The following is a 24,225-nucleotide window of genomic DNA, read 5'->3' on the forward strand; positions in this document are numbered from 1 at the left end:
CTTTTACTTTGTTGAATTTCTTCAGCTTGAATACTAAATTAGTTGGCTGCATCAAATCCATAAATGAATCGCAAATGGCCCAACCAGTACCATCAAAATACCCGCAATCACCATGGTTAAACTTGCGATCACACCTTCTTCACTATTACGTTGCTGTGCTCTTACCGTACCAAAACCATGTGCTGCATTACCAAATGCTGCGCCGTTTGCCACATTGGAACGGATTTTGGTAATCGCTAAAATAGCATCACCGCAAATCATCCCAACCAAGCCTGTAATCACTGTAAATAAAGAAACCAAAGCCGCTGAACCATGAATATCTTCTGCCAAAATCATGGCAAAAGGTGTTGAAATAGAGCGTGCCATCAAACTATTGGTCACTTCAGGGCTAAAATGAAATAACTTTGCCATCTCGTAGGCAGACATCACACCAACACTCATCCCAACCACAATCGCAATCGACAAGACACCCAAGTTTTTACGAATCGTTTCCCGATAACGGTAAATTGGCACGGCGAAAGCAACAGTTGCTGGACCGAGTAAATTCACAATCCACTGTGTATCTTGTGCATAAGTTTGATATGAAATTCCGAAGATCGCCATCAACAGAATCGTGAGTACGGGCACACTAATTGCAGGTGATAACCATAGTTGAGGATGTTTTTGATATACACGCTTTGCCACGATGTAAGCAATCAGCGTCCAGATCAAGCAAACAATTGACCAAATATTCATATTGACTGCCTTAGATGTGCTTATGCTGAAAACGTTTGCGTGTGTGAAGGTAGCTTTTTAAGCGGTTGTAATAATGAATGGTTAAACAGGTGCTTAACATGACCAGAATAGTACCGACGGCAATACTCAATACAATTTGCCAGCCTTCCGTCATAAACAGGCTTTTGTATTGCACTACCGCTACTACAACGGGTACAAAAAACAGCAATAGCTCGCCTAAAACAAAGGTAGCGCCAATTGCCACTTGATCCATCTTAATGACTTTAAAAAACAGGCTGAAAAGCAATAGAAACATACCCAATATACCTGCTGAAATTGGGATACCGAGTTTCTGGTTTAAGACATAACCTGCCAACCAGAATCCAGCAAGAATCAGAATTTGTTTAATTAATGCCAAGAGTGAGTTTTGTGGGAGAGATTTAGAAACAGCTTTGGTACTCATTTAACAACATCAAATGGTGAACAACATGATTATCTTATCCACTGTACATCGATGTAATATGAATTATTCATGTTAAAATTATGCCTAAATAGAATAATTTTAGGTTTGTTATGCTTTCACTAAAATCATTACAATGCTTTGTCAGCTTAGTAAACAGCAAAAGCTTTACCCGTACTGCTGAAGCGCTTTCCCTGACACAGCCGACCATCAGTAAAATGCTGCAACAGCTTGAAGAACAGCTTCAGGTCGCATTGTTTGTAAAACCTGAACATGGTCGAAAAAGACAGGTTGAATTGACTGAAATCGGGCAACGTGTTTATCAACATGCCGTAGGATTATTGCAAGCAGAACAAAATATCTTTTTAGAAATCGAAAATTACCAACAATTAAAAACAGGCACCTTAAAACTCGGTGTGCCACCACTCGGTTCGCAACTACTCACCACAGCCCTATTTGATTATCATCAGCAATGGCCAGATATCGAACTTGCATTTCTCGAAGTCGGTTCTCGAGGGATTGAACAGGCCTTGTTAAATAATGAACTCGATGTCGGCGTGTTATTACAGCCGTTTGACCATCAAATTTTTAACAGTATCGAACTATGTGATTACCCACTGATGGTGCTATTACGACGAGATGCAACTTGGGCAACTCGGAAGGAAATAAATCTGGAAGAACTGCAACATCAATCCTTTCTGATGTTTCCTGAAAATTTTTCGCTCAACAGTATCATTCTTGAAGCCTGCCAACAGCATGGCTTTTATCCAACTATTGCTTGCCGTACCAGTCAATGGAATTTACTGGCTGATATGGTGCTACAACGTATGGGTATTGCCCTACTACCCCAATATTATACCGATATGCTTGATCCTACTCTATTCGCAGCAATCCCACTGGAAAAGCCCAATATTCAATGGCATTTGGCCATGGCATGGAAAAAGAACCTTCCTGTCTCTCCTGCAGTACAAGCGTGGCTCAGTGTGATTCATCAACATTTTCAAAAGATTAAGCCCAAGTTAGACGAGTGAAAAAGAGGAATAACATTCTTAGAAAAATGGATAAAGCTTTGCCACAAAAAAGCTACCCAATCTTGGGTCAGCTCGCCTAGACTAGAATGATCTGTTGATCATATGGCAAATAAAAATGAGTGATTCAAACTATATCCCCCCGCAAGTTTGGCAATGGACTGGAGAAAAATCTGATTTAAATCAACCCACGTCTGGCAGCCGCTATGAACATATATTACCTATTGGTAAACATCCGCTTCAATTGTATTCATTGGCAACGCCAAATGGCCAGAAAGTGACGATCCTGCTTGAGGAACTTTTAGCTTTGGGACATCAAGATGCTGAATATGATGCTTGGTTAATTAAAATTGGAGAAGGACAACAATTCAGTAGCGGCTTTGTCGAAATTAACCCCAACTCTAAAATCCCAGCATTAGTTGATCATAGTCAAAATCCACCATTACGTATTTTTGAATCAGGTTCGATTTTGCTTTACTTGGCCGAAAAATTTAAAGCCTTTATTCCAACTGATTTAGCTGCACGTACTGAATGCCTAAATTGGTTATTTTGGCAAATGGGAAGTGCACCCTACCTTGGTGGTGGTTTAGGACATTTTTATGCTTATGCGCCTGTGAAAATTGAATATGCAATCAATCGCTTTGCTATGGAAACCAAGCGCTTATTGGATGTTTTAGACCAACATCTAGCGCAACATGAGTACTTGGCTGGCTCAGAATATAGCATTGCGGATATTGCCGCCTTTCCTTGGTATGGGAGTCTGGTCAAAGGTTGGGTTTATAATGCTGATGAATTTTTAGCTGTAGATCAATATCAACATGTACAGCGCTGGGCAGATGCTATTCTGGCGCGTCCCGCTGTACAACGAGGACGAATGGTCAACCGTACTTTCGGAGACTTGGAAACCCAACTGCATGAACGCCATGATGCAAGTGATTTTGATACCAATACACAAGATAAACTTCAATAAGAAACATTGAAGTCAAATTTTTATGCTAGTTCGCTAGCATAAAAATTTCAGATGCAACTCAATGAAATAACTAACTAAAAATTAAGCAATATCTTGTATGGTGTACATATGAACCTATATCAATTTTCTTTTCGAATCCTCCCGTTATTTATGGGTTTGGGTCTTAGTTCATCAATTTGTTTAGCAAAAAACTTATCGCTTTTATTGAATAAAGATTTGCAAGAATCATTAATTACAATCAATGGCAAAGAATTTATTGAAAAGAATCAAATAAAGACACTTGCCAATAAAAGCTATCAATATTTTTCGGTTAAAAAAGAAAACGGAATGATCTATGAAGCGTATATCAGACAATGCGCTGGTGATTACTTAAAAAATCTTGATAAAAAAGAAACAAAAGCATTCGAAATTTGTACTCATGACGCAATGGATAGTTTAGATGAATTAATGAACCAAACAAAAGCTTTACATATGCATTTTACAGGTACCCAATATGTCTATGATGGTGATGAGAACTCTACCCTGTTCCATTATTATTCTTTTTTTCATATTAAAAATTACTATATGACCAATGAGCAAAAACATCCAATGTATGGGGTGATATATCGCTGTAAAGTGAAAGCTGAGATAATGGGATTAGAGAAATTTGTTGAGTATGCGAAAAATAATTGTGCCAATACAATGGCTGTATCAGCCTCATCCTCTTTGAAATGAGCACCAATGATCCCATGTATTGTTCCTATTAGTCATTGATTTAAAATGCTCATCGGACTGCAATACATTATTCATTAAAGCAACTTAAATATTTATAAAGTAATATTTTACCTATCAATGTAATCAATATAAAAGCACATATTTCATTATAACAAATTGTATAAAAAAGATTTTTCAACCAATCATCAAGTTTATTGCGACATTTTCTCTATTCAAAAAAGTCAATCAATTGCGCTATTTTCGCTATTTTGTATTTCAGGATTTGGCTTTATTCTGAAAGATAGAATGGAAAAAGCATAGAGATATCCTGACCTAGGATTTCTGGATTCAATAGATGGGAGCAGTGAGTTGAGTAATATATTACAGTCTAAAAATGATGGGATACAATTTCCAATTCAATCCGGCAAGCAGTCTCCCAGTACAACAAACACAGCAAAGAAAATTTTATATGCCGCATTGAGCAGTGTTGATTCTCCACTTGCATCACAACTTAAAGCAGAAAAAAATTGGAGAAAGAAATATCCAGCTTACTTTCAAGAGCTTGTAAAAACAGGAATTAGCTCGGTACATTATCCATTACTCATTGCTCAGAATGGTCTAGATGCAGCTAAAGGTCTCTTCACATTTAACCGAGCTGGTCAACAATCGACTTTAGAACAAGCAATGTCTGATATTGAAGACCAACCTTTTGATAACTATGTTTTAAAGGGTGAAGGTAATTCTGCTATTGAAGCTTGGTATATTCCTTTCAATGGAGAAAAATTACAGGGACAAGCATTACTCGAACAAATAGATCGCTGGGAAAATCAAAAAGTTATCGAACCTAGCCATGCAAAAGCATTGCGTCTACTCCAAGCTCATCCTGAATGGTTTGATCTATCTTCACGGACTATGGTGTTGTTCGGTGCAGCTTCTGAAGCGGGCCCCCTTAGCTGGTTGGCAAAATGGCGTGCCAATATTATTGCGATTGATTTACCCAATCCTCAAATATGGGAAAAAATTACTCAAACAGTTCAGCAAGGTAACGCGACATTGATCGCTCCACAGATCAGCTTAGCCAATAAAGAGAAACAGCTCGGTGCCAATCTATTAACCCAAACCCCAGAAATTGCGAATTGGCTGAATACTTTTGCAGAAACCTTAGACCTTGCAGGTATTGCATATTTAGATGGTGAAAAACATGTCCGTGTTTCAATTGCTATGATTAGCATCATGGAGCAAGTGAGCAAACAAAAAGCGGACAGCAGTATCATGTTTATGCTGACACCTACTGATATTTATGCAATTCCAAAATCTGTAGTGAACTCCATACAAGAAAAAACTCAACAACGTCCGATGATAGAAAAGTTACTTACTCGATCTATTCACAATATTTCCTTGACTAACTTCTTTAAACCTAATACAAAGCAGTTAATCCGATCTGATAATGGTCAACAGTACGGTATCTCCGATTGTATGGTCATTGAACAAGGGCCGAACTACGCTCTTGCTAAACGCCTACAACAATGGTTTGCAATACGCAGCCGTGCACGTGGCCAAAAAACGGTCATCAATATTGCACCCTCTACAACAACCCGCTCTGTGGTTAAAAATCCAATTCTCAAAGCTGCCTTTGCTGGTGCTGATCTATTTAAAGTAGAAACATTTAGTCCAGAGACGACCAATGCCATCATGGCAGCGCTTTGGGTACATGATTTAAATAATCCAGAAAGTGCGACCAATCCAACCAAACAGTTGAATCATCCCTTAGAGTTGATTATGGAAAATGCCAATCATGGTGGCTTATGGCATGTACCTTACTTGGCGCGAACTGCTTTGCCCTTTGCAGCTGCATATGGTTGGATAAAAGAAAAGTTCTAACACAAAGTTATTTTAAGCTGAGCGAGAAAATGTCGAATGCATTCTCTCGCTTTTATTTTACGCATAAGTTATTGCAAATAATTATCATTATCATGCATAATTGGTGAAATTTCACTTAATTATGATGGGTAAATTGACAATGACTAAGCAAAAAGTGACTTCAAACGATGACAATATACTCAAACAAAACGATCATATGAGAAATCTCGAACAGACCGAGATGACAATTACTGCAATTTCAAGGCCATTCCCAAGCATTTTAAGAGTTCATGCTAAAATTAATACAAATCAACCAGATATGTGGGATAAGCCAAACTTAGCTGTCCGTATTGGAGTTTCTGAAAATTTAACCCGTGTTTACACAATTCGCTCATTTAATCGTGATCACCACGAAGTTGAAATTGATCTGATCGAACATGAAGATGAAAGTCCTGCAATGCAATGGGTACGCACCGCAAAGGTTGGAACAACAACGCAACTGATTGGACCAAGACCGCATTTTGTTCCAGATTTTGAAGCAGAAAAGCATATCGTGATGTTTGCCGATGAAACCGCCCTTCCTGCGCTTTATTCAATCTTGCAACATTGGCAAAATAATATAACTGCAGATATTTTTGTTGAAAGTCATGACGCCAATATTTGCGAATACCTTCCAAATCAAGAAAATGTCCAAATACATTTACTGCAAAGAGAACGCCAAGACCAAGCAGGAAAAATGGGGCTCTTGCTTAAAGCAGCTTACCAATTTAAAAATACAAATAACCTAGGTGTTTGGGCTGCATGCGAACGGAATGAAGCCCGAGCAATTCGCAAATTCTTTCTAGAGGAAAAGTCACTGCCTAAAAAAGATGTACAAGTGACAGGTTATTGGAATGTTGGTCTTTCAAGTACGATTTTAGATGAAGTTCGGTTGGAATATTATCAAAAGCATTTGGAAGCAGGAAAAACACTAGAAACATTTGATGATTTAGATATGCCTGTATAAAAACATTAGAGATTTAACAAGAGAGTTTTAAAACTCTCTTGTTTTTTATCGATACCAAATTCAGTTGTTTTGAGTCATTCATCCCATTCTAGAAATGGATTATCAAAGCTTTTCCATACATTTTCCCCTAGTGCCATTTCTTCATCATTTAATAAGCAAGCATTAAAGCTATGAATCAGTTCAGACTGATTCATTTCCATTCCAATCAAAACGATTTCTTGTCTGGCATCCCCAGTTAGATCGTCCCATTTCTTTTCAATAGCTTCACGACTCTGTTGATCTTCTGGCCAATGTTCATCTGGTACAGCCGCCCACCAATAACCTGCAACCCCGTGTCTCGCCATTGCGCCGGCTTGCGACCAAGAACCTGCAAACTCTGGGTGAGATGCTAACCAGAAAAAGCCCTTTGAACGAATCACCCCTGGCCATTCAGATTGGACAAAATCAAAGAAGCGTTGCGGATGAAACGGCCGTCGAGCACTATAGACAAAACTGCTTATACCATACTCTTCAGTTTCTGGTTGATGTTCCCCTCTAAGCTCTTTTAGCCATCCTGGTGCTTGAGCTGCTTCGTGAAAATCAAATAAGTGCGTGTTCAATACAGACTTAAGATCAACCTGTCCGAATTCTGATGTCTCGATTTTTGCTCTTGGGTTAAGTGAATGAAGAATTCCAAATAGTCTGGCTTTTTCTTGTTCGTCGACTAAATCGACTTTATTCAATACGATTACATCACAAAATTCAATTTGATCAATTAAGAGATCGACTACATTGCGTTGATCTTCTTCACCTAATGATTCTCCTCGAGATTGTAAACTGTCTAGCGAACTATAGTCTTTTAGAAAATTATAAGCATCAACCACAGTCACCATTGTATCTAGTCGAGCAAATTCATTTAATGAGATACCATTTTCATCTTCAAAAGTAAAAGTTTCAGCAACAGGTAAAGGCTCAGAAATACCTGTTGACTCAATGACCAACTGGTCAAAACGTTGATCCTCAGCTAAACGCCGTACCTCAAGTAACAGATCTTCTCTTAAAGTACAGCAAATACAGCCATTACTCATCTCAACCAGTTTCTCATCTGTTCGTGATAGCTCTGCTCCACCTTCTCGAACTAAAGCAGCATCAATATTAATTTCTGACATATCATTAACAATAACAGCAACTTTCCTGCCTTCTCGATTGTTTAAAATATGATTCAGTAGAGTCGTTTTTCCTGCACCCAAAAAACCTGATAATACCGTTACAGGAAGTTTTGATGGAGTGGCTAAAGAATGATTCATTGGCGTTCTCACTGTTTAAGTTTTTAGAATCCATACTTAAAAGCACGGAAGATTAAGCTCTAATATTGTTTAATGATTAGGATTGAGAATTGGTATGTTTTGCTTTCATTCGGTTTTACTCATCGTGTTGAATCGTGAGAGAACAGAATTAGAAAAATCTTTCATACACGGTGATGATGTATAACGATGATCCACACCCCATGTACGATAACCAGCAGCATCAATATGGATTTGTCCAGATTCATAGACACCCAATCCCATCTGCAGTGCTTCACCGTGATCTAACCAAAATTGGCAAAGTTTCAGTTTTGTTTCCTGAATGAATATTTGCTGTTTAGCATCTGGGTTCTGATCGCCAATTCGGAAATCTAAAGCTGCATTAAAAACATGTCTTGAACTTCCAGCTCCACCAGCACACTGATTTAATAAATTATTTCGATAAACGGATGTCACTGTGAAATTTTGAATCACTTGCTGCTCAACCAGCTGATTCAAAATATTCAGTGTTGGAATAATGTTGTTCCAAAGTTCTTGATGGGGAACTTCATATTCATTGGCATGACACTTTTGCCAATCCTTAGCCGTCTGTAGAAATTGATAATCAGGAATATAAAAAACCAGCCCCTTATCTTTTAAAAAAGTTTTATAGGCGTTTATCTGTTGTTGATGTTCAATTTGACCCGACCATTTTAAATATGAAGATGGAGCCGTATTTTGTTGTGAAAAATTGGAGATATTATTGATTTTATTCGAAAAGGATGAATTTTTAATAATAGGATAAGCCATTTGTTTAGGGCTTGGGGTATTGTATTGACATGCTGAAACACAAAAAATAAATCCTAAAAGATAAATATTCCTCATGTCGATACACCACCACCCAATCATCAAAGTACAGATGGTAATTTTATTACCATTAATTGTTATGTTATAACATAACAATTAATGGTGCAAGCTCAAACATCAAACAAATAACTCTTAGCTGGTTAGGACTGAGCATTATCTCCTTTTATTCTTCGACGAATTTCTTCACGCCACTTTGCAGCATTATCTTGTTGCTTATTGAGTACAACACCAAGCATATAGGCCGTCACTGCAGCACTGATGAGCGCGATACCACTTTCATAAATGATATCAATGACAAATTCAAATATGCCTTCTGATAAAAAGCTCAATGTACCTGAATATTTAAGAAATTTTGCAATCGCAACAATCACAATGCCTAAAAGTGCACCAGCCCAGAGAAAAAATTTATGGATATTGATCGGGGCAGTTATTTCATCAATTTGATCAGGATATTCACGGTAGTATTCCACCTCTTCATCCGTAACTTCAGGCGAAGATTTGAAAAATAACCGCATAAAAAGTGTGTCATGATCTAGTTTTAAGCCTTTTTTCATTCTCAACATCTATATTTTTAAATTGATAACATGTTAGCTATTTTTGATTTGCTAATAAATAAACGCTTAAGCTAAACATTTTAGGCCTATAATAAAAAAAACTTAAAATTGTTAAGCAAAATTTAACGATTAAATGCCCGAAAAATCGTCTACAGTAATGAAATCTAATAATTATTCATGTAAAAAACTTATTATTATTCATTAAAAATAATTAAGTATTCTCTTTAAAAAAAAGATTTCTTTGTTATAGTATTTCTCCAATGGTTTCCATAAAGAGATCAATCGGGTGTTGATGCTTGGAAGATTGCTTGGGTTCTATGCAATCTTTTTACAAATCGCTGTGTTCTTACAGCCATTGCTGCCAGAGAAATATCAAGTTTCTCCAGTATGTGAGACTATTACCCAAATTTTATTACAAGACCATCATTCTACCTCTCCACTCCATAACCATCATCATATTGCTGCTCAGCATGATACTGCACATGAGCATCAAGTTTTTTCAGCTGAAGTTAAAACGTCGGCAAGTCACCATCACCACCATGATGCAAACCATCAGTGTCAATACTGTGTGGTGTATAGTCATGTACTGCCTTTACCAGATGTCGATCTAAAGCAAATTCTAGTCCGAATTCAGGTTCGCTTTCTGGCTTTTATTGAAAACTATTTACATGTTTTCTTTCAGCTTCAACAACTCTTTCTCACTCCTCAGGGCCGAGCTCCCCCTCTCTTACTATCATTCTGACTTGAAGCTCAAAACTTTTTAGTTTTGAAAAACTTTTATTCAAGAGATTATAGTAATGTTTTCTTTTTCTAATCATACGCTTAATTGGGTAGAGCTTTATTCAACCTTAAGTTTATCTCATCAGCAACAAGATGAGGTGCTGTCATGACTTTAGGTTTTACTGCACTCGAACTAGCACGAATACAATTTGCTTTTACCGTTTCTTTTCATATTATTTTCCCTGCAATCTCTATCGGACTTGCTAGCTTTCTGGCTGTTTTAGAATGGCGCTGGCTACGGACCAAAGATCCTATTTATAAAGACTTGTTTAAGTATTGGGTCAAAATCTTTGCGGTTGCCTTTGGGATGGGCGTCGTTTCAGGCGTAGTGATGAGTTACCAGTTTGGTACTAACTGGAGTGAATTTTCTCGTATTGCTGGAAGTGTCACAGGCCCACTTCTCACTTATGAAGTCCTAAGTGCTTTCTTCTTGGAGGCTGGCTTCCTTGGCATCATGCTCTTTGGTTGGGGTCGTGTTAGTCCCAAAGCACATTTCTTTGCCACCTTGATGGTTGCCATCGGTACCTGTATTTCCATGTTCTGGATTCTGTCTTCCAATAGTTGGATGCAGACACCACAAGGTTTTAGCATTGAAAATGGCATTATTGTGCCGACAGACTGGTGGGCAATTGTCTTTAATCCATCTTTCCCTTATCGACTGGTACATATGGCGATTGCAGCCTTTATGGTTGCAGCTTTATTGGTTGCGGCAACTGCTGCTTGGCATTTGCTTAAAGGCCGCCGTGATGCCTTGGTCAAGACCTCATTTTCTATGGCAATGTGGCTCATTCTGGTCTTGGCACCCTTACAAGTATTTGTTGGGGATGCACATGGTCTGAATACTTTAGAACATCAACCTGCAAAACTTGCAGCAATGGAAGGTCATTGGGAGACCAATTATGATGAAGGGATGCCGCTGTACTTATTTGGTGTTCCTGATATGCAAGAAGAACGCACCAAATATGCTATTGCAATTCCAAATCTAGGCAGTCTGATTTTGACTCATTCTATGGATGGTACGGTCAAAGGCTTAAAAGACTTCGCTCCAGAAGACCGACCAAACTCTACCATTGTGTTTTGGAGTTTCCGTGTCATGGTTGGCTTAGGTATGCTCATGCTTTTGCTTGCCTTCACTGGGGCTTGGCTCAGAAAAACAGGAAAACTTTTTGAAAATAAATGGTTTCATCGCTTTGCTTTAGTCATGGGACCCTCAGGATTTATCGCGGTACTGGCAGGTTGGTTTACTACAGAAGTTGGTCGCCAGCCTTGGGTGGTTTATGGGGTAATGCGGACCAAAGATGCTCTTTCTCCTGTTTCAGCCGAACAAGTCGGTCTTACCTTAATTATCTTTGTGGTGGTGTACTGTGTTGTGTTTGGAATTGGGATCTATTACATGCTGAAACTTATGCATAAAGGTCCTCAATTCGTTGAGGCTGTGGATCTTGAGCCCGCAGGTCATGGACACTTCAAAACACCAATGCGTCCTTTAAGTGCGGTCGATGAAAGCATTGATCAACAAGACCCAACTAAAGAGGAGAAACACCATGATTGATTTATCTCTGATTTGGGTCGGCATTATCGGACTGGGTGTCCTGATCTATGTCATTTTAGATGGTTTTGATCTCGGTATCGGGATTCTGTTCCCTTTCATTAAAAACAGCGCAGAACGTGATGTGATGATGAACACCGTGGCACCGGTCTGGGATGGTAATGAAACATGGATGGTACTCGGTGGAGCTGGCTTATTTGCCGCCTTTCCACTGGTCTATTCAACTGTGCTGTCTGCCTTGTATATGCCGATTACCTTGATGGTGATTGCATTGATTTTCCGTGGCGTTGCTTTTGAATTCCGCTTTAAGGCCAATCGCACCAAACATTTATGGGATCAAGCTTTTATCTGGGGTTCAATTCTCTCTAGCTTCCTACAAGGTGTGATTTTAGGTGCTTATATTCAAGGGATTCAAACTACCAATGGTATTTTCTCAGGTTCAGGCTTAGATTGGCTAACTCCTTTCGCCTTATTTACTGGGCTGGGCGTGGTTGCCATGTATGCAGCGTTAGGCTGTGGCTGGCTGATTATGAAAACCGACCATGAATTACAAGATAAGATGTATGGGCTGATGCCTAAACTGATCATCTTACTGTTTGTCGTGTTTGCAGGTGTTAGTTTATACACGCCACTGACTCATCCAGAAATAGCAGCACGTTGGTTTGCATTACCAAATCTACTGTATTTTAGCCCTGTGCCCATCTTGGTCTTGCTATTTACATTCTTGATTTTAAAGGCATGCAAACAGCGTCAGGAATTAAAGCCCTTTATCTTTACCTTAGCCCTAGTGTTCTTGGCCTTTACAGGTTTTGTGATTAGTCTATGGCCGAATATAATTCCACCATCAGTCACAATTTGGGAAGCAGCCGCACCGTATTCTAGTCAAAAATTTGCACTGGTTGGCGCTGTGATTCTCATTCCAATTATTATCGGCTATACCATTCTGTCGTACTGGGTATTCAGAGATAAAGTACGGGTTGGTGATACAGGCTACCACTAGGATGCAATCAAATGAAATTATCAAAAACACAATGGTTTATTGTACTTTGGTTAGCTGGATTTCTAGGCTTGTTGGTGATTGCAATGTTCTTTCGAGTATTGCTAAAACTCGCCTACTAGGCTGAGTTCTTTTCTTTCATTTAAAAAGACTATACTCAGGTATAGTCTTTTGATGAACAATAACAAATTTCAAATTAAAGAATAGAAGTCTTGTTACTGTGGCAGACAATCTGGGTTTTCTGATTTATCAGCTTTTTTTACAAACTAAATAGATAAAGACTAAGCCATTTGCCAAAAATAAAAATTGAGATGTATGCGATTGTTTTTGACCATTCCATATCTAAAAAAAAGCGTGACTGATATGTATAAAAATGTCTCGAGTTTCCGACAGAGTAAAATTCAGAAGTGCTGAAAAGCGTGCTAACATCGACGTACTGACAATCCATCATGTCAATTTATTTGAAAGGGTTCCACTATGCTAAAAACACAACAAGTCAAGATAATACAAGAATTCAATGCGCCCATAGATAAGGTTTTTGCCGTTCTAAGTGAACATGAAAATCTGAACAAAATCTTTGCTCCAGCAAAAATCACGCGTATTAGTAATGGCAAAGATGCCCGTAATGGTGTTGGCTCTGCGCGAAAACTCTCCATTCCGTTAGCACCGTCATTCGTTGAAACCAACTTGGTTTACCAAGAAAATGAATTGATCGAATATGCAATTACCAGTGGCATTAGTCCGATTAAAGCACATCGTGGAATCATGAAATTTAGTGATTTAGGTGGTGATCGCACTCGACTGGATTACACTATTAGCTTTAAAGGTCGTGTTCCATTTATTGGTCCAATTATTAAAGCGGCACTACAAAATGGGATCAACCGCGGGCTGAAAAAACTGAAATTTTAATGCTGTTCATAAGCATCACCTTGACGGTTTGATTATCTTACCGTCAAGGATCTAGTTTGAAATTAAGATATCACTGTACCGATTGGTTCTTTTCGAGTAGAAGAATGGTCTGGCTTCCGCAGTAAAATGAATGCAGAGATCGCGGCCAATAAAATCATTGGTATGCTTGATGCGATCACCACAATCTCACTTTGCCCCGTCCCCAATAAATAACCTGCTACTAACGGACCTGCAAAGGCGCCTAGTCTCCCCACAGCAACCGCAGCCCCCACTCCCGTGCCTCGCATTTCAGTGGGATAATATTTTGCAGCCAAGGTGTATAAAATTGACTGACACCCGATCACGAACATTCCACAACTTGTAGCAAAGAAAATAAAGCTTAATGCACTTTGGGAATATGCCAAACCAATCAATGAAGCTAGAATACCCGCATAAACACTGGCAACAATAAAGAATTTATTGAGTCGATCCAACATCAAACCTAAAATTAATACACCGATAGAACCACCTAAATTAAAACCAATTTGAATATAACTGGCTTGTTGCTTATTTAGCCCTAGTCCCGAGATTAAAGTCGGTAACCAATTTTGGAACAATGCTAAAACCAGTAAAGTACCAAAAAAGCTGAGCCAAAGACTAAATGTGGTCATGATCCTTGGTTTTGCAAAAAGCACAGTCGTAACACTTGGTTTTTTAATGGCGACTTGAGGAACTTTATTTAAATAAGCTTTTGATTCAGGTAAAAATAAAATAAGAATAGGGACCAAAAGTAAGGGTGCAATCCCACCAATATAAAAGATATGTCGCCATTCATGATCTGCGGTCAAAGATAAAGCAACCACTGAGCTTAAAACACCACCTATTGGCATACCACAATACATCGCACTGACAGCCGTTGCTTTATATTTTTCAGGGACAGCTTCCGAAACCATGGTAATCACAATCGGTAAAGCACCTCCCATACCTAAGCCCGTCAGGAAGCGAACTAAAAGTAAGGTGTTCAAATCTTAGGTAAAGGGTGTCAGTAACGACATCAGACCAAAAATTGCGATCGAAGTGATAAATACTTTTTTGCGGCCAATCGAGTCCGCAACTCGTCCTGCAATCAATGCACCTGGTAATGTGCCTAGAACAGCAGCACTAAACACCCATCCCATCTCGGTACTATTTAACAACATTTCTGCTTTCATCCGTGGTGCAGCAACCCCCATAGATTGCAGATCAAATCCTTCAATAATCGCAAAAATGAAACATAGGATGAGTGTAATCACGATTGCTTGTTTTGAAGCGCCTGCCTCTCTATTGATCTCTTTTAACATTGTTATCTTCCCTTTTTGATTCTTCCAGTTTATCGATCTAAAATTCCAAATATCGATTTAAATATCCTTTAAGTCGCTAAAAAGACTAGCAGAGCGAATATAGTTACGCAATATGTATTAAAATTATGCAATATGTAATTCAAATAACTGGAGGAGTCTCATTTGAAATATAAGAAAAAGATCATTTTAAAATCGCTATTATTGGCTCCAGTTCCCTTACTCTGCTTGATGGCTGTGCTGTTTATTCTCATGAACAATCAGTTTAAATTCGGTTCAATATTTGCAGTTATTGTTGGGCATCTTCTGGTTTATTTGGGTTATTGCCTTTTGACCGTTCCATTTTCATTCTTGTTCTCTCTTGTCTTAAACCGCTATCAGTATCTGAATTTTCTGACAATCTGCTTAAGCTCATTAGTCGTTGCGGCACCTTTTTTTACTCTTTTAGGTTGGGGTCACACAGGTCAACTCCCAAAGCAATGGTGGCTGGTCTATGCGGATATTTTTTCCTTGTTTATCGCGCTCATTCCAGCGGTCTGTTACTGGCTATTTTTAATTAATTTTAAGTCAGATCAAAAACAGAGCAAGCCCTGTTCATAAAATTTTAGTTAAATCAGATAAGTGCTGAATGGTATGAGTCAGATCTAAGGCTAATTTATTCGGTAGATTTTTCGGGTTATACCAACAGGTCGATATCTGACATGAGGCAGCGCCTTTCATATCTGCTTCAAGACTATCTCCAATAAATAATACTTCTTCTTTGGCAATCTGGCTTCTCTGTAAACATGTTACAAAAAAGCGTTGATCTGGTTTTTCATAACCCACATCATCTGAAATATATAAATCAGAGAAATGGGGCAATAAGCCAGCCAAACCTAGACGAGCTCTTTGTTGACTGAGAATACTATTGGATGCAGCAAATAACTTATATTTTTGACTTAAATAATGAATAGCTTCAGCTGCACCAGCTTCAAGCGTATGTTCTTTGGCTAAATTTCCCTGAAAGGTGTCACGGAAATGATCATAATTAAGCTCAACGTTTAATGCCCGAAATAATTCTTTAAATCGATTATTAATTACATCTTGTATAGTAATTTGACCTAACTTCTGCTTTTCCCATAAATGATGATTAATGTCCTTATAGGTTAAATAGGTCAAATCATCATGATCTAAATCAAATTCAGCAAAAGATTGAATAAAGGCAGAGCGGTTAGCGACACTAAAATTCAGTAAAGTATCATCAATATCAAAGAATATAGCCTTGTACATCTGAGCAATCTTACAACCGAAGTAAATATTTAGATAATTTTATTATACCGAGTGATAAAAGAGCAAGCCGATGCGGCCTGCTCAATCTTTATCCCGTATCCACATCCAGATCAATACTGCTGCCATACAGGAAATCAGTGGATAGACCACCCACGGATGCGGAATGGTCCAAATCATAATGCCCGCAGCAATACTCATACTCACGGTGGAGATATATTTTGCTTTCTTGGGAATACGTCGGTTTTCTTGCCATTCCTGAATAATCGGTCCAATCAGGCGATGGTTGAGGAACCATTGATGTAGCTTTTCGGAGCCTCTCGCTGCAAAGAACACCGCTAACAGGATAAAATCAACAGTTGGTAGCCCTGGGATAAAAATTCCAAGAATCCCTAAACCGATGCATAGCCAAGCCAGACAGATAAACAGTAATCGCCACCATACTGAACGTGCTAACTTGCTTGCTGGCTGTGGTGCTGCTGATAAAGCATCTGTTTTCATTTCATGATCCATGCGATTAATGTTCTCCATACTGAATAAGCTGTTACTGCCGCAACACTTATTTCAAATCATCGAGCTGGATTAATGCTTTTCCAAAATAGCCAAAGGCATCTAGCGCACCTTGTACAACACGATCCTGTAGCACCTGATCAAAAGCAGCCTCATCAAGTGCTTCAACAAAGCGTTTCCATACTTTCGCCCGACCTTCTGGATAAGCTGCCAGATTTCGTGCTGCAAAGGTTTCGGAGAAACCTAACTGCTTCTGCGCTTGTTTAAACAGAAATGCGGCACCTAAAGTTGAACCTTCTGACACATAGATCCAACCTAGTGCTTCAGGTAATTTGACTTCTGCACTATGTAATGTCTGACCTGCGGGCTGAATACCCAAATCCTGCAAGTCATCAAAGGCTTGTTTAGAACGGCCACGAATTCCTAAATCGGGAATCAGTCCAGCCACCCCTTCTTGTTCGAAAAGATGCTCAATTTCCTGCTGGAAATAATATTGCGACAAGGTAAATTGGGCGTATTTCTCCTTGCTTGAAAATACATCTGCTTGCGCCATTAACTGGTGCATACGCTCATGTTCTGCTGCTGTTTCCTGCTTTAAACGCTGAGAAAGGCTATTGGCAATCATTTGCTCTGTTGCTGCGTTCATCATTATTCTCCTAGAAAAAGGATAGGACTCATCGGTTAACGACTCCGACTGAGTTTGAGTTGCACTGGGAAATCAACCACAACGGTCACTGCACGACCGTTGACTTTGTAAGGTTTGAATTTGGACTGGCGAGCAGCTTGTAAAACACGCTGATCTAGGCTGCTAATGCCTGAACTTTGTTTTAATTGAATCTCGATAGGCTGACCGTTTTCATTGATACGTAGCCGTAATTCGACCACACGGTTTTGTTGTTTAAGTTCCCGATCATCGTAAGCAAGCTTGCCAAAGCTCAATACATCAACACTATTGACTTGAACAGGTTCATCACGATCAACTTGGCTTTCTGGCGCACGAGCCAATTCCTGTTGTGTTGCTGCTGTATTTACACCACCCGATTGGGATTGAACCTGTCCTATTTGTTGTTTCGAATTTAGTGGATTGTCTGTCAATATCTGCGATGCTTGATCCGATTGAGTCTCTTGTGTTGCTTTGCTTTCTGAAGGTTGAACCACTATTTCTGCTGTGGACTTCACTGCTAAAGTTTCAACTTTGTGGCTACTTTGTTGCTTTGGCACTTCATGCACAGCACTCTGACTAGCTATCACTTTTTGTTCTGTGTCTTCAGTATTGGATGGAGCAGCGCGAGTGCTTGTTTGTTTTTCTAATGCGGATATTGTTGATGTTTGGGCAACTTCAACTTTTACTGTTGCTTGAGGAGATGCATGTTCCGAAGCGGATAAAGATACAAAATGGACTTTCAACGCATTCACTTTAGGTGATGTTGCCAAAGTATAAGGTTCAATAAAATAACTTAGAGACCACACGCCAATTAGATGAAAAACCATGACCAAGGTCAAAATGATCGACTTACGCTGTGAATGTGCAAAGACCCAAATAGATGGTGCTTTTGTACTAAAGTCATAGAGCGGATTTAGGAATTTTGATTTCATCGCCAACCCTCCTAAAAACGGTGCTCAAGTTTTAGGCTGACATTATGTTTGTCATAGGAATATAACCAATCCACATTGCTGTTATTACGGTTATAGCGATAAGTAAGATTTGGTGTTATGCCATAAAACTGGAAGCGCGGCATTTGAAGTACGAAGGTATAATTTTGTTCAAAATCATGACGTCGTGTACCAAATGTCGCGGTGTATTGATCGAACTGACGCCAGCGATATGAACTGAATAAAGTGGTGTTTAATCCCACACTCCATGGTTTACTCAGACCTAAACGAACACCTTGTTGCTGATACGCAGCCATATATTTTTCTTGGGTATTATGATCAAGTACATCCAAGCCACCAAATAGCGTCCATTGCTCAGGCAAAATCTTCCAGAAAGTCAGCATGGCTGAACTTTCTTTCCCATCCAGCGTTTTATATTTTTGATAATTTAAATCTTTAACTTCAGCTTCAAGCTTGAGTGCCTTATCGGCAGAGATGAATCGCATCCATTCTGCACGGACTCCCCATGCATTGTACAAACCATCATTGGCATAACGTTTATGCTCAAATAGTGGTGCAATTGTGATTTGATTTTTTAAATCAAAAAAACTATAGCCTGCATTGATATTGAGAGTGGATTCATTAAAGTCAGCATGATCGTCATAAGACTGTCCATAAGCCAAACCACGCAAGGAAACCCCATGATTGCCATAGAGAGAAAAGCGTTTCATTAGACTGGTTTCATAGTCCACACCTGTTGCAGACTCGGCTTTAGGACTACCACGGGTAATTTCTTGAATCGGAATCACATTGCCATTTTGGTCAATGCCATACAACATCCATGTTTTACTTTGCTCAGAAGAACTATTCAGATTGGTGGCATAGGTTGGGCCAATGGCCACACTGCCTTGCCATGAATCACGCTGATCAAGTGCTTTGACAAACAGATTAACCGTTTGTTCTACCTCTGGCGGTATCACACTACGGTCACTCAACACCAGTTTATTCTGAATGGATGTAAAAAGGCGTGCTGCTTCTTTATTCTTCTGCTGTTCAAACAGCACGCGCGCTAACTCTAATTCACAAATAAGATTATTGGGTTGTTGGTTTAAACTGCTTTGAAATTTTTGCTCGGCTAATTTGAACTGCCCTTGGGCACGTGCCAATGCCCCTTCGGCAAAATCAGTTAAAGCCTGATCATAGTCTTTATATTGTTGATAATGCTTTAAATAAACTGCAGCATTGCCCCATTGTTTTTGCATGACCGCCAAATATAAGGCCTTTGCGAGGTCATCTTGATTTTTTTCAACTTCAAATACTTGACCATTAATCACAAGATTTGGTAGTTCATCGGTGCTGCGAATTGCCCCTTGTTGCTGTAGTTGATGCTGTTGTTGTAATAAATTCTGATCTAAGCTTTGATTCAGGCGAAGTTGAGTTTCATCATCTGCATAGAGCGATGAATTCGCCAATAAAACAAGACAGCACAGCAATGTTCTTTTCATAAAAACCGCAAAACAAAAATAAAATCATCAAGCCATAAACAAGAAAAAGGAATCTACAGCTGTAGATTCCTTTTGCCACAATTAGTTTTTCGCGCCACCAAATGCCGTGTTATAAGCGGCATTATTAAACTGAGCAATACCCGCTAAAGCAGCAGCATTTGCACCAAAGAAATGCCCTTGAACGACACCAGTGTTATTTACCCCAGCCGAACCATTCGCGCTTGCTGCACCAGCAAATTGAGCCGTACCAGGATTAAATGCCACACCATTTAAGGTTAGGCTTGAAACCGCTGTTCCTGTTCCAGTTAAAGAGCCTTGTAAGGTACCAGAACCAAAGTTAGCAGTTAAATTACCACTTAACAGGTTGGTTGCTGAACCATTAATCCCTGCAACTGTATAAGTCGCCGTGCCAGAAGTTGGTACTGTAGTATTGGTATTGTCACCCGCATAATAAACGGTATGACTTGCGCTTGCAGGTGTATCACCCGCCTTCCACCATTCGCCGAAATAAACTTCCTGTGTACCCACCTGACCAAAATTAAAATTACCTAACGCACTATGTGAAGCCGGCATTGCTGATACAGGAATATGAGAGATATTAAAAGTCTTAGTACCCACAGTGACATTGGTATTGCTAGTACCTTGTGCTGCAAATGCTTGCGCCAAGCCTTTTAATGAACTAAACCCCGTAAATGCGTTATATGGTGCACCTGCTGCCTGAACAGAAACGGCCGCAGCACCACCTGGATGATTCGCATTTGCCGCAGCACCAACCTTGATGTTTGCGTTATTACTTGAAGCACCTTCAATCGCTGCATGAGAGAACACAGCAGAACATGCAACAAGACCGATGAACAGTTGAGAGATTTTCATTTATTGTTACTCCATTTTTCTAAAGCTAAGTTATTGTTTCAATATAGATAACGACATCGTTATCTATTTAGTTATAGGAGCAGTCTGTTCGATAGAACCGCTCTTTCATTTTGTAAATAATAATCATTCAATCTCATTATTTACGCCTATCTAATTCCGACTAATTTGAAAGTTGGAATTAAATTCTGTGTTAAAACTTGGTGGTCCAGCTGACTTTCAAAGTGCGGCCTGGTGCAGCCATTGCACTTCGGGTTAAAGGATCAATATAAAACTGGTTTGAGAGGTTATTTCCAACAAACTCAACCGTGTTGTAGGTGTCGACTTGATAGCGTGCGTAGGCATCAAAAAGCCAAGTATCATCCCAAGCGAGAGGCACATTGAGGTAATAGCCTTTATTGACACCCTCATCATTATTTTTACGTAACGGACTTTCGTAGCCTTTGTAGAAGGTTGCCCGAGCACCGAGTTCCAATCTTTCATCTAAAAAGCGGACACCAAACAAAGCATGTGCACTAAGTTCTGGTGTGGACATGGTGACTAAATAACCATTGGGAAAACCATCATCAACGCAACGTTGGTACGCATCACGGAATTGAATGCCTTGATCTGTTTGTACTGTGCCGCTATTAATCATTTTATTAATGGCGCTATTGCTGTCACAGACTTCATTCTTCAGGTTATAAGCCAAACTCAGATCGCTAAAGAATCCACCATTATCAAAACGGCTTTGTAATTCAAGACCTGAAAGTTTTTGCTCATCCATATTGGTAAAAATCAGATTCTGATTTCGCTCAATCACATTTTTGGTTTTATTGTAGTAATACGCCAACTTAATATCGGCATTACGTGCTGAGCTTAACCAGTTACGCATGTCATAGACATAACCGACTTCATAATTAAACGCGTGTTCGGGTTTAATCGATTGATACGGCATCATTGCTGAGAAACCGACGGTACTTTCAAATAAGCTAGGTAAACGATATTCCTCAGCATAACGAGCATAGATACGATTATTATCGGTCAAATGGATCGATGCACTGAGTTGAGGCGCCCAGCCACTATCTTTTACTTTTTGAACTGATTCAATTGGGACCTGTTCAATTACAGCAGGCTGAAAACCACTGCCAACAACCACATATTTTTGTCCTGAAGCATTCAGTTGATTTAATACATTATCAGCTAAATTCAAATGACCGTTTTCATCTGCTTTCCAACTCAATGTATTTTTCTGTGACCAAATTCGACTGTACAACGCGCTTTCTGATTCAGGTACGCTTTCTAAGCGACCATCCCAATCAGGATTACTGGCTGCATAATTTCGCGAAAATAAATCGATCATGCGTTGCTCAAAAGCAGTATAACTTTCAGGCTTGGTCTGATATTCAAAGCTGTATTCTTTAAGCTTACTTTTCTTGGTAAATAACGGGTTTAACGCAGGATCAACCCCATCTCTTATTGACTTATTCAAAAAATCATCAAAAGCCCAATAAGAACGATAACGCATGCCGGCATCAAAACTTAACCAAGAGGTTGGACGATAGTTAAAATTAAAATCAAAGGTTTTTTCTTCACGTCGACCTGCGCGAGGTAAAGCTTGATATAAAGAATAACTTGGGCCATATTCGCCATAAACATCGTCAGAAGTGAGCTTTTCTTTTAAGAAGCTTCCCCCCAAAGTTAAATCGAGCTGATGAGTTAATTGTGCTTTATTACTGATACTAATGCCTTGACGTCGGTTGTCAGAGTGACTAATTGCCGTATTGATAATACGATTATCACGGAAATCAATTGTGGTCGGCCACCCCCCTCGGGTGTAGGTCTGACTTTCTGTATCGGTCTGCCAAATATTGGTATAGAAATCGACCCAACGATTGCTCTCAGGTTTATATTTATATTCCAAGCTATAGGCTTTGGAACGAATGTCACTAAGCGGCCATTGCGGTACACCAATTTCAGGGGTTACCCCCCATTCAATTCGTGAGGGCATGATTTCACCAAATCTATTTTTGGTATCTCGATAAGTGAATTTCAGTGCTTGATCATCAGTTGGTCGATAACCTGCCTTGAATAACCAAGACTCCATCTGGCTAGATGTATTCGGAACTTCATCACCCGGTTTATAGGAATAAGCAAAATAAGGAATAAAATCGAGACTATTGCTTGGTTCTGCCCGTTTATAGTACCCAGAACCATGTGTTCCTGAAAAATAGTTGCCACGTTCCCTTACTGCATAAACAGCCAATAAATCAAATTTATCTTGCTTCATTGCCAATGCAAGTCGACCGGCTAAATCATCTCCCGAGAAGTTGGAATTATCATTTTTAGTTCGATTCTTTTTATAAATATCGGGATCGTATTTTTTACCATCAATATCCATCCACGGCGTCGTATCATTATAGTTCTTGCCAATTTTACTCATGTCTGGCAATGAAGGATCAATGGAGTTGGTAGAGCCTTCTACTTTTAATTCTGCGCCAAAGGTTTTACCGGGACGAACGATATCATCTGCTTCTAAGGTCTTGACCACAACACCACCACCGACTGAGGTTGTGGTATTCCGTTCAAGTGATGGGCCTTTAATGACTTCAATGCCCGCAATCAGATTGGGATCGATATAATTTCGGTTATTCACCCCATTGTAGCCACGCCATACTGCGATCGACTGTTCTGTTCCATCGATGGTCAGTGGCACTCGTCCAACACCTTGCACCCCGCGAACGCTCGGATCTAATGCTCCGCTATTTCGAGCATCACCGCTATAAACACCAACCATACCTTGAAAGACATCAGCAGGATTGGTGCCTTTAAAGCGTTCAATATAATCTTTTCCTGCGTAGACTGAAGATCGATTGGCATCATAAACTCTGTTACTGCCTTGAGTATCACGATCTTCTTGTCCATAGACCACAAGCGGTGTCAAACGGACTGAAACTTCATCACCTTGCGCTGGGAGCGATGTTGTCTGATTTCCAGCCGTTACTGGTGCAAGTGATGACGGGTTGATATTTTTGACAGTCTTTTTCGCCAGTGTATAACCTTGTCCGACTTTCACTGCATGAAATGCTGAAGATGCTAAAATATGTTGAAAGCCTTGCTCTATGGCGTAGTTGCCTTGTAGACCTGCACTGTATTGTCCTTTTAATTGCTGTGCATCAATGGCAATTGAAGTACCCGACTGTTCAGCAAATTGATTCAGTACATTGGCCAATGTACCCGCAGGAATATTATAAGATTTTGCCGCAACTGTTTCCGCATACACCTGCTGTACAGGTAAAGTTAAACTACCGATACATACAGTATGTACAGCAAATGCGAGTGTTGAGAATCGAAATAAGTTCCGATTTCGCATTTGACCATCTCCAGCTTTCTTCATTTTTCCCGCCCCAGTAAATAGAAATAAGAATCATTCAATACATCAAAATAAAATGATCCCAAATTTATTGCATCTACTTACTATGACGAACAGCTTTAAAAAAAGTGGAACCTAAATTTTAAAAAAATTTAAATTTTTTT

Annotated in this window: 22 protein-coding genes and 1 pseudogene; 10 read left to right on the plus strand and 13 right to left on the minus strand. The window is 39.4% G+C overall.

Translation table 11 applies throughout. The features are described from left to right. Window positions 1–51: 51 nt before the first annotated feature. Both F896_RS09835 and F896_RS09830 read right to left on the minus strand, forming a co-directional pair. The gene (locus tag F896_RS09835; protein ID WP_016163706.1) at window positions 52–735 is read right to left on the minus strand and encodes an LrgB family protein; all 684 of its coding nucleotides are present in this window, start codon (window positions 733–735) and stop codon (window positions 52–54) included. A 10-nt stretch (window positions 736–745) separates the two neighbouring features. Further along, window positions 746–1,177, minus strand: a complete 432-nt coding sequence (locus F896_RS09830; RefSeq protein WP_016163707.1) for a CidA/LrgA family protein — start codon at window positions 1,175–1,177, stop codon at window positions 746–748. A gap of 110 nt (window positions 1,178–1,287) precedes the next feature. Between F896_RS09830 and F896_RS09825 the strand changes: the two genes are divergently transcribed. The 5 genes from F896_RS09825 (at window position 1,288) to F896_RS09805 (ending at window position 6,731) form a co-directional block, all read left to right on the plus strand. Beyond that, window positions 1,288–2,205 (plus strand): LysR family transcriptional regulator, encoded by a 918-nt coding sequence (locus F896_RS09825; RefSeq protein ID WP_016163708.1) that lies wholly within the window; start codon window positions 1,288–1,290, stop codon window positions 2,203–2,205. Window positions 2,206–2,320: 115 nt separating this feature from the next. Beyond that, window positions 2,321–3,172 (plus strand): glutathione-dependent disulfide-bond oxidoreductase, encoded by an 852-nt coding sequence (gene yghU / locus F896_RS09820; RefSeq protein ID WP_016163709.1) that lies wholly within the window; start codon window positions 2,321–2,323, stop codon window positions 3,170–3,172. A 108-nt stretch (window positions 3,173–3,280) separates the two neighbouring features. Further along, a complete protein-coding gene (locus F896_RS09815) occupies window positions 3,281–3,886 on the plus strand; it encodes a hypothetical protein (RefSeq protein ID WP_016163710.1) in 606 nt (201 codons plus the stop codon). Window positions 3,887–4,234: 348 nt separating this feature from the next. Beyond that, complete coding sequence (locus tag F896_RS09810) at window positions 4,235–5,746, plus strand: hypothetical protein (RefSeq protein ID WP_016163711.1); 1,512 nt, start codon at window positions 4,235–4,237, stop codon at window positions 5,744–5,746. 139 nt (window positions 5,747–5,885) lie between these two features. Further along, complete coding sequence (locus tag F896_RS09805) at window positions 5,886–6,731, plus strand: siderophore-interacting protein (protein WP_032882383.1); 846 nt, start codon at window positions 5,886–5,888, stop codon at window positions 6,729–6,731. Between the two features lie 74 nt (window positions 6,732–6,805). Here F896_RS09805 and zigA read toward each other — a convergent pair whose 3' ends face one another. From zigA to F896_RS09790, 3 genes are all read right to left on the minus strand, one after another. Beyond that, window positions 6,806–8,017, minus strand: a complete 1,212-nt coding sequence (gene zigA / locus F896_RS09800; protein ID WP_016163713.1) for a zinc metallochaperone GTPase ZigA — start codon at window positions 8,015–8,017, stop codon at window positions 6,806–6,808. 105 nt (window positions 8,018–8,122) lie between these two features. After that, a complete protein-coding gene (locus tag F896_RS09795) occupies window positions 8,123–8,878 on the minus strand; it encodes a D-Ala-D-Ala carboxypeptidase family metallohydrolase (RefSeq protein ID WP_032882212.1) in 756 nt (251 codons plus the stop codon). A gap of 122 nt (window positions 8,879–9,000) precedes the next feature. Beyond that, window positions 9,001–9,414, minus strand: a complete 414-nt coding sequence (locus tag F896_RS09790; RefSeq protein WP_016163715.1) for a hypothetical protein — start codon at window positions 9,412–9,414, stop codon at window positions 9,001–9,003. 292 nt (window positions 9,415–9,706) lie between these two features. Between F896_RS09790 and F896_RS09785 the strand changes: the two genes are divergently transcribed. From F896_RS09785 to F896_RS09770, 4 genes are all read left to right on the plus strand, one after another. Beyond that, on the plus strand, window positions 9,707–10,156 hold the full coding sequence (locus F896_RS09785) for a DUF2946 family protein (RefSeq protein ID WP_016163716.1): 450 nt from the start codon (window positions 9,707–9,709) through the stop codon (window positions 10,154–10,156). A gap of 144 nt (window positions 10,157–10,300) precedes the next feature. After that, window positions 10,301–11,746: a cytochrome ubiquinol oxidase subunit I gene (locus tag F896_RS09780; RefSeq protein WP_016163718.1), complete on the plus strand. Its 1,446-nt coding sequence runs from the start codon at window positions 10,301–10,303 to the stop codon at window positions 11,744–11,746. Further along, a complete protein-coding gene (cydB, locus tag F896_RS09775; RefSeq protein ID WP_016163719.1) occupies window positions 11,739–12,743 on the plus strand; it encodes a cytochrome d ubiquinol oxidase subunit II in 1,005 nt (334 codons plus the stop codon). The genes F896_RS09780 and cydB overlap by 8 nt, the downstream gene beginning before the upstream one ends. Window positions 12,744–13,217: 474 nt before the next feature. Next, on the plus strand, window positions 13,218–13,649 hold the full coding sequence (locus F896_RS09770; protein WP_016163720.1) for an SRPBCC family protein: 432 nt from the start codon (window positions 13,218–13,220) through the stop codon (window positions 13,647–13,649). 62 nt (window positions 13,650–13,711) lie between these two features. Here the strand turns inward: F896_RS09770 and mhpT are convergent. Further along, a pseudogene (mhpT, locus tag F896_RS0119835) lies at window positions 13,712–14,968 on the minus strand (3-(3-hydroxy-phenyl)propionate transporter MhpT). Between the two features lie 162 nt (window positions 14,969–15,130). Between mhpT and F896_RS09765 the strand changes: the two are divergent. Continuing rightward, window positions 15,131–15,565: a hypothetical protein gene (locus F896_RS09765; RefSeq protein WP_016163723.1), complete on the plus strand. Its 435-nt coding sequence runs from the start codon at window positions 15,131–15,133 to the stop codon at window positions 15,563–15,565. On the opposite strand, the gene F896_RS09760 is transcribed toward F896_RS09765, so the two are convergent. From F896_RS09760 to F896_RS09730, 7 genes are all read right to left on the minus strand, one after another. Continuing rightward, window positions 15,560–16,234 (minus strand): YjjG family noncanonical pyrimidine nucleotidase, encoded by a 675-nt coding sequence (locus tag F896_RS09760; RefSeq protein ID WP_016163724.1) that lies wholly within the window; start codon window positions 16,232–16,234, stop codon window positions 15,560–15,562. The two genes, F896_RS09765 and F896_RS09760, sit on opposite strands and share 6 nt — an antisense overlap. An 81-nt stretch (window positions 16,235–16,315) precedes the next feature. Then, window positions 16,316–16,762, minus strand: a complete 447-nt coding sequence (locus F896_RS09755; protein ID WP_032882214.1) for a YbaN family protein — start codon at window positions 16,760–16,762, stop codon at window positions 16,316–16,318. A 28-nt stretch (window positions 16,763–16,790) separates the two neighbouring features. Then, the gene (locus F896_RS09750; protein ID WP_155765783.1) at window positions 16,791–17,390 is read right to left on the minus strand and encodes a biliverdin-producing heme oxygenase; all 600 of its coding nucleotides are present in this window, start codon (window positions 17,388–17,390) and stop codon (window positions 16,791–16,793) included. A 32-nt stretch (window positions 17,391–17,422) separates the two neighbouring features. Continuing rightward, window positions 17,423–18,337 (minus strand): energy transducer TonB, encoded by a 915-nt coding sequence (locus F896_RS09745; RefSeq protein WP_016163727.1) that lies wholly within the window; start codon window positions 18,335–18,337, stop codon window positions 17,423–17,425. Window positions 18,338–18,348: 11 nt separating this feature from the next. After that, window positions 18,349–19,839 (minus strand): hemophilin secretion modulator, encoded by a 1,491-nt coding sequence (locus F896_RS09740; protein ID WP_016163728.1) that lies wholly within the window; start codon window positions 19,837–19,839, stop codon window positions 18,349–18,351. Between the two features lie 81 nt (window positions 19,840–19,920). After that, window positions 19,921–20,712 carry a Slam-dependent surface lipoprotein gene (locus tag F896_RS09735; RefSeq protein ID WP_016163729.1) on the minus strand — a complete coding sequence of 264 codons (792 nt, stop codon included), beginning with the start codon at window positions 20,710–20,712 and terminating at the stop codon, window positions 19,921–19,923. 190 nt (window positions 20,713–20,902) lie between these two features. Then, entirely contained in the window at window positions 20,903–24,061 is a 3,159-nt protein-coding gene (locus tag F896_RS09730; RefSeq protein ID WP_016163730.1) for a hemophilin receptor HphR, read from the minus strand. Window positions 24,062–24,225: the final 164 nt, after the last annotated feature.

The organism is Acinetobacter genomosp. 15BJ (assembly GCF_000400715.1).
Taxonomy (GTDB): Bacteria; Pseudomonadota; Gammaproteobacteria; order Pseudomonadales; family Moraxellaceae; genus Acinetobacter.

What these genes read in the sequence shown, in the direction of transcription:
- F896_RS09835 (WP_016163706.1), bottom strand. Translation starts at nt 735, where the DNA reads ATGAATATTTGGTCAATTGTTTGCTTGATCTGGACGCTGATTGCTTAC.
- F896_RS09785 (WP_016163716.1), top strand. Translation starts at nt 9,707, where the DNA reads ATGCTTGGAAGATTGCTTGGGTTCTATGCAATCTTTTTACAAATCGCT.
- F896_RS09830 (WP_016163707.1), bottom strand. Translation starts at nt 1,177, where the DNA reads ATGAGTACCAAAGCTGTTTCTAAATCTCTCCCACAAAACTCACTCTTG.
- F896_RS09825 (WP_016163708.1), top strand. Translation starts at nt 1,288, where the DNA reads ATGCTTTCACTAAAATCATTACAATGCTTTGTCAGCTTAGTAAACAGC.
- yghU (WP_016163709.1), top strand. Translation starts at nt 2,321, where the DNA reads ATGAGTGATTCAAACTATATCCCCCCGCAAGTTTGGCAATGGACTGGA.
- zigA (WP_016163713.1), bottom strand. Translation starts at nt 8,017, where the DNA reads ATGAATCATTCTTTAGCCACTCCATCAAAACTTCCTGTAACGGTATTA.
- F896_RS09740 (WP_016163728.1), bottom strand. Translation starts at nt 19,839, where the DNA reads ATGAAAAGAACATTGCTGTGCTGTCTTGTTTTATTGGCGAATTCATCG.
- F896_RS09750 (WP_155765783.1), bottom strand. Translation starts at nt 17,390, where the DNA reads ATGATGAACGCAGCAACAGAGCAAATGATTGCCAATAGCCTTTCTCAG.
- F896_RS09815 (WP_016163710.1), top strand. Translation starts at nt 3,281, where the DNA reads ATGAACCTATATCAATTTTCTTTTCGAATCCTCCCGTTATTTATGGGT.
- F896_RS09755 (WP_032882214.1), bottom strand. Translation starts at nt 16,762, where the DNA reads ATGGAGAACATTAATCGCATGGATCATGAAATGAAAACAGATGCTTTA.
- F896_RS09735 (WP_016163729.1), bottom strand. Translation starts at nt 20,712, where the DNA reads ATGAAAATCTCTCAACTGTTCATCGGTCTTGTTGCATGTTCTGCTGTG.
- F896_RS09790 (WP_016163715.1), bottom strand. Translation starts at nt 9,414, where the DNA reads ATGAAAAAAGGCTTAAAACTAGATCATGACACACTTTTTATGCGGTTA.
- F896_RS09805 (WP_032882383.1), top strand. Translation starts at nt 5,886, where the DNA reads ATGACTAAGCAAAAAGTGACTTCAAACGATGACAATATACTCAAACAA.
- F896_RS09795 (WP_032882212.1), bottom strand. Translation starts at nt 8,878, where the DNA reads ATGAGGAATATTTATCTTTTAGGATTTATTTTTTGTGTTTCAGCATGT.
- F896_RS09745 (WP_016163727.1), bottom strand. Translation starts at nt 18,337, where the DNA reads ATGAAATCAAAATTCCTAAATCCGCTCTATGACTTTAGTACAAAAGCA.
- F896_RS09760 (WP_016163724.1), bottom strand. Translation starts at nt 16,234, where the DNA reads ATGTACAAGGCTATATTCTTTGATATTGATGATACTTTACTGAATTTT.
- F896_RS09780 (WP_016163718.1), top strand. Translation starts at nt 10,301, where the DNA reads ATGACTTTAGGTTTTACTGCACTCGAACTAGCACGAATACAATTTGCT.
- cydB (WP_016163719.1), top strand. Translation starts at nt 11,739, where the DNA reads ATGATTGATTTATCTCTGATTTGGGTCGGCATTATCGGACTGGGTGTC.
- F896_RS09730 (WP_016163730.1), bottom strand. Translation starts at nt 24,061, where the DNA reads ATGCGAAATCGGAACTTATTTCGATTCTCAACACTCGCATTTGCTGTA.
- F896_RS09770 (WP_016163720.1), top strand. Translation starts at nt 13,218, where the DNA reads ATGCTAAAAACACAACAAGTCAAGATAATACAAGAATTCAATGCGCCC.